Source organism: Pseudomonas sp. AU12215 (assembly GCF_001675465.2).
Taxonomy (GTDB): domain Bacteria; phylum Pseudomonadota; class Gammaproteobacteria; order Pseudomonadales; family Pseudomonadaceae; genus Pseudomonas; species Pseudomonas nitroreducens.
Genome location: NZ_MACM02000132.1, coordinates 1 through 224 on the forward strand (window position 1 = coordinate 1; position 224 = coordinate 224).

1 protein-coding gene is annotated in these 224 nt (G+C 58.0%); it reads left to right on the plus strand.

What is annotated here, in order from left to right:
• Nucleotides 1-20: 20 nt before the first annotated feature.
• Nucleotides 21-224 (plus strand): peptide-methionine (S)-S-oxide reductase (locus tag A9513_RS17610; protein ID WP_176707261.1); only part of this gene is annotated, 204 nt, incomplete at its 3' end.

The following is a 224-nucleotide window of genomic DNA, read 5'->3' on the forward strand; positions in this document are numbered from 1 at the left end:
TCAAGTAGAGGAGGCTTAACATGCATCAGCGCGCTGTTCTCGCAGGAGGATGTTTCTGGGGCATGCAGGATCTGATCCGCAAGCGGCCCGGCATCATCTCGACCCGTGTGGGTTACACGGGCGGCGATATTCCGAACGCCACGTATCGTAATCACGGCACGCATGCCGAGGGGATCGAGATTGTCTTCGACCCGACAGTGACGAGCTACCGGAACATCCTGGAA